Origin of the sequence: Candidatus Borrarchaeum sp., from assembly GCF_019058535.1 — an archaeon.
GTDB lineage: Archaea > Asgardarchaeota > Sifarchaeia > Borrarchaeales > Borrarchaeaceae > Borrarchaeum > Borrarchaeum weybense.
This window is the reverse complement of sequence record NZ_JAHPYX010000174.1, coordinates 1-3,584: the sequence shown is the minus strand read 5'-3', so window position 1 is coordinate 3,584 and position 3,584 is coordinate 1. Positions and strand designations below refer to the sequence as shown.

Sequence of the window (3,584 nt, the reverse complement as noted above, 5' to 3'; positions counted from 1 at the left end):
GTTTAACCTTCGGAAAGACGTTTTGGACGGAAATTGCAGCAGAGTATACGTCTGCAAACCCATTGTCAGTTTCATCAGTTACTACTATTAATAGTGAAGGAATAGCTGCAATTGGACCTACAATTACCATAATAAGGAGAACGGGGTTTGGCTCACCTGTAGCTAATGTCGTGATAGCTCCTAGAGCATAACACCAGCCACTAGTGATTAGGAAACCTAAATATGTGCCTGAAAAATCTTCTTTCGAGTTTTTAGAAAATCTATTATAATCTGCGACAAGAGGAACCCATGATATTGGCATCGCAATAACTAGGTCAATACCTCCCGAAAATGTTAACTCGCCTGTAGATGGAGCGTTAAGTAATGCAACCAAATCGTATTGTGTGAAGACAATGATGGTTATCCAAATACCTAATCCATAAATGAGCCAAATCGCAAATTTCCTTAACCAATCTCTTATTACTGTAAGTGGACCTCCAAAGGCTAATAAAAAAACGAAGAATCCGAAAACGAGAACCCAAATGGCATAATTAGAGTAACCAAAAGTAGAAACCATTATTGCATCGACGGCTTGTCCCATCACGAGTATCTCAAAAGATGCCCATCCGATTAATTGAATTAAATTCAAGATGGACATCAAGTATGAACTACGAATACCAAATGATGGGCGAACTGCAACCATAGAGGGAATACCATTTTCAGCACCAATGGTCCCAACAAGTGCTAGAAACAAGTTTCCGATAAGATGTCCAACGAGAATTGCTAAAAGCGCCAAGCCAAGTCCTAGACCTGGTACAAGAAGGAGACCTGCCCAAAAAACCAATAATCCAACTCCCAGAGAACTCCATAATACAAAATAATCAAGGAAACGTAAATTTTTCAATTTAGAAGGAACGGACTCTATTCCATATTCTGGAGGAGGGCTTATTCTGAACTTTTTAAACAGTGCTTTTGTCAAACATTATCCCCTTCCAAATTATAACTGATTTATAATAAACAATAAATCTCAATATATTGGATTAATCTATTTTTCTTGCTTCTTGGCTCATTTATTGTCTAGAAATTGATATAATTTTGTTATACTATATATATATGATTGATAATAATAGACTTTCAATTGAAGTTGCTCAAAATAAAAGTCAATCTAAGAGTTGTTTCGTTTACGATTCAACGAGGAGGAAAAGGAATGGAAAGAGGCTTACAAAAAAATAAATATACAGAGGTCGTTGAAACTAAAAAAATAGCCTTAAGTGCAGTCTTAATCGCCTTAGGTGTTTTGTTAGCATCTTTTCTTTGGTTCCCTATTGGACCAACCAAGGTCTTCCCAGGACAACATATAGTTAATGCTATAGCAGGAATACTTCTTGGACCCCTTTATGCGGTTTTTATTGCGTTAGTAATCGGAATAATTAGAAATTCTTTAGGATGGGGCACAATATTTGCATTTCCTGGTGGCCTTCCAGGAGGTTTTGTGGTAGGGATAATTTACAAATATCTTAAAAAAACTGATTATGCTGCACTAGCAGAGCCTCTTGGAACTGTTATAATTGGTGCGACCATTTCCGCATTGATCTTTGCTCCTTTAATTGGAGCAACACCGAATATTACGTTCTTTTGGATAGCATTTGCAGCAAGTTGTATTCCTGGATCAGTTTTAGGCTTCATTATTTTAAAAATCCTAAGAAAATCGGGTATACTCGACGAATTTCTTGAAGAATAGTTTCAATTATTGTTTGCTACTGGTTCAAATTAATAACAAGATCAACCTGCCTAGATAATTTTTGCATTAATGTCCGCTCCTTTTTTGAGACACCAGTGCCTAGATCTTCTTCGAGTTTTTTACCGTAATAGCCGGTAATAACAGCTGTATTAACGATCTCTAAGAGTTTTTCGACGGGCTCAATATTACCAACTTGAAAAAGCAGGGAGATATCATTAATAAACACAATGTTTGTTGGAGCTTTCAAGAATTCATTGATTTTTAAACTCATATTTTTTGCATTTGTATGAGCAAGTCTTAGTAACTGTTTGGCAGAATTTGTTTCAGCTGCCGTTAATCGGGGTGTCTCTACCCTCTCGGGGCATAAATAATCTACATTAGAGGGCATTTCAATCCTTTCATTAACACGTCCACCGATTTTCATTCCTTTCACAAATTTTACTGATGGAGCAAAATCAAGCAATGTGATTTTATCGGCATATTGAAGGGTGTCCTGCAACAATTCAATTAGAAGTTGGGTTTTACCGCTTGCTACTTCTCCTAAAATTAATAATTTCTTGTTTTTAATATCTCGAAAAGAAATTTTCAAGAAATGCCTCCTATTTTGGAGGTATTACAATTCTATTACGTAATTCGTTCAAGAAATTTATAATATTTTCTTTCGGCGTAATTTCAGGACTTGCAACAGTATTCGGAACAGTATCATTTACATTAAACATCTCTTCGCCTTTGGACCAATAAAAAGAATATTCTAAATCTGTAGGATAATAAATCTTAAGCTGCGAGTTGTCAATAAACACTATTTCAATCCGATCTATAAAGATCGATGGAGCGTCTTTCAATAGATCTGAAACTTCAGAGGTTATAATACTCCCAAATTCATTATATCGATCTTTAATTGACTCTCTCTCTACTTTTTCTGTAATAGGTTTTTCCTTCAATTCAGCTAAAAAGATGTCTAACTTAAGGAGTATTTCTTTGAAATAGTATTCTAAAGCCTGAATAGAAAGATAATCTTCATAAGTAGGATGAACTTCAAACTCTTGGTCTTGCAATTCAGTTAAAGCCAATTTTAAGGTAATTGGATCATCTATATTGTATTCATTCATTTTTTCTTTTAACTGCTTTTTAATCTCAAACGCTTCGTAGATTAAATCGCTAATTTCCTGAGCTTGAGAGTCAACGTGAACATCACCAGAGATTGGTGCAGCTGGTTTCTCTTCAGTTATGTCACTCATACTTGGTAAAATTTCATCCGAGACTTCGCCCGTTTTAGTAACACTTGGCAAAATCTCTTCTGCTTCATCTATCTTTGCTTCTTCTTCCTCTTCTATTGGACCTCTTAATAGTTCTCGTATTTCTTTTGCTCGTATTAGATATAGCTTAGCTTTGCGAAAATACATGTTTCTCATTTTTTCATTTTGTTCTAGGTCGAGGATTCGCTGTAAATGCTCCGCTGCAGCTATATACAGCGTTTTGGCCTGCTCAAACTGATTTGCGCGATCAAGCTCCACAGCTTTTTTGGCATAATCAGCAGCAGTTTTAAATAACTGATGAATAACATGCTCGCTCGTCAAAGACATCGAACTCCATATATCACTGATATCTGACGCACTATCCTTCTTATACCTATCTTTTTTCATTTTGAAGGAAGAAGTAAACTCAATTATTTCCGAATTGTTCATATTGCTATTGTTCATCAATATGTGAAATCACTGCATTACTGATAACCAAGCAAGAAAGCACCACTGCTTTAGCGTGGTGATGAATTGCGTGATGTTTATATAGTTTTTTTATGAAACCAATTATAGTACCTACGGGGCGTAGGGATGTTAAGCCTGTGGAGATAAGACCTCCGTAACCC

Annotated in this window: 4 protein-coding genes; 1 reads left to right on the top strand and 3 read right to left on the bottom strand. The window is 35.9% G+C overall.

Going from position 1 to position 3,584, the window contains the following annotated elements; translation table 11 throughout:
• Positions 1 to 958 (bottom strand): cytosine permease (locus tag QVB70_RS10285; RefSeq protein ID WP_287585719.1); only part of this gene is annotated, 958 nt, incomplete at its 3' end.
• 228 nt (positions 959 to 1,186) lie between these two features.
• Here QVB70_RS10285 and thiW point away from each other — a divergent pair.
• Positions 1,187 to 1,720, top strand: coding sequence for an energy coupling factor transporter S component ThiW (gene thiW, locus QVB70_RS10280; RefSeq protein WP_287585717.1), 534 nt, complete (start codon positions 1,187 to 1,189; stop codon positions 1,718 to 1,720).
• Positions 1,721 to 1,736: 16 nt separating this feature from the next.
• On the opposite strand, the gene QVB70_RS10275 is transcribed toward thiW, so the two are convergent.
• Complete coding sequence (locus QVB70_RS10275) at positions 1,737 to 2,309, bottom strand: hypothetical protein (protein WP_287585714.1); 573 nt, start codon at positions 2,307 to 2,309, stop codon at positions 1,737 to 1,739.
• A gap of 10 nt (positions 2,310 to 2,319) precedes the next feature.
• Positions 2,320 to 3,405, bottom strand: a complete 1,086-nt coding sequence (locus QVB70_RS10270) for a hypothetical protein (protein ID WP_287585711.1) — start codon at positions 3,403 to 3,405, stop codon at positions 2,320 to 2,322.
• Positions 3,406 to 3,584 lie beyond the last annotated feature (179 nt).

Coding starts and splice junctions, on each gene's coding strand:
- thiW (WP_287585717.1), top strand. CDS start 1,187: ATGGAAAGAGGCTTACAAAAAAATAAATATACAGAGGTCGTTGAAACT.
- QVB70_RS10270 (WP_287585711.1), bottom strand. CDS start 3,405: ATGAACAATTCGGAAATAATTGAGTTTACTTCTTCCTTCAAAATGAAA.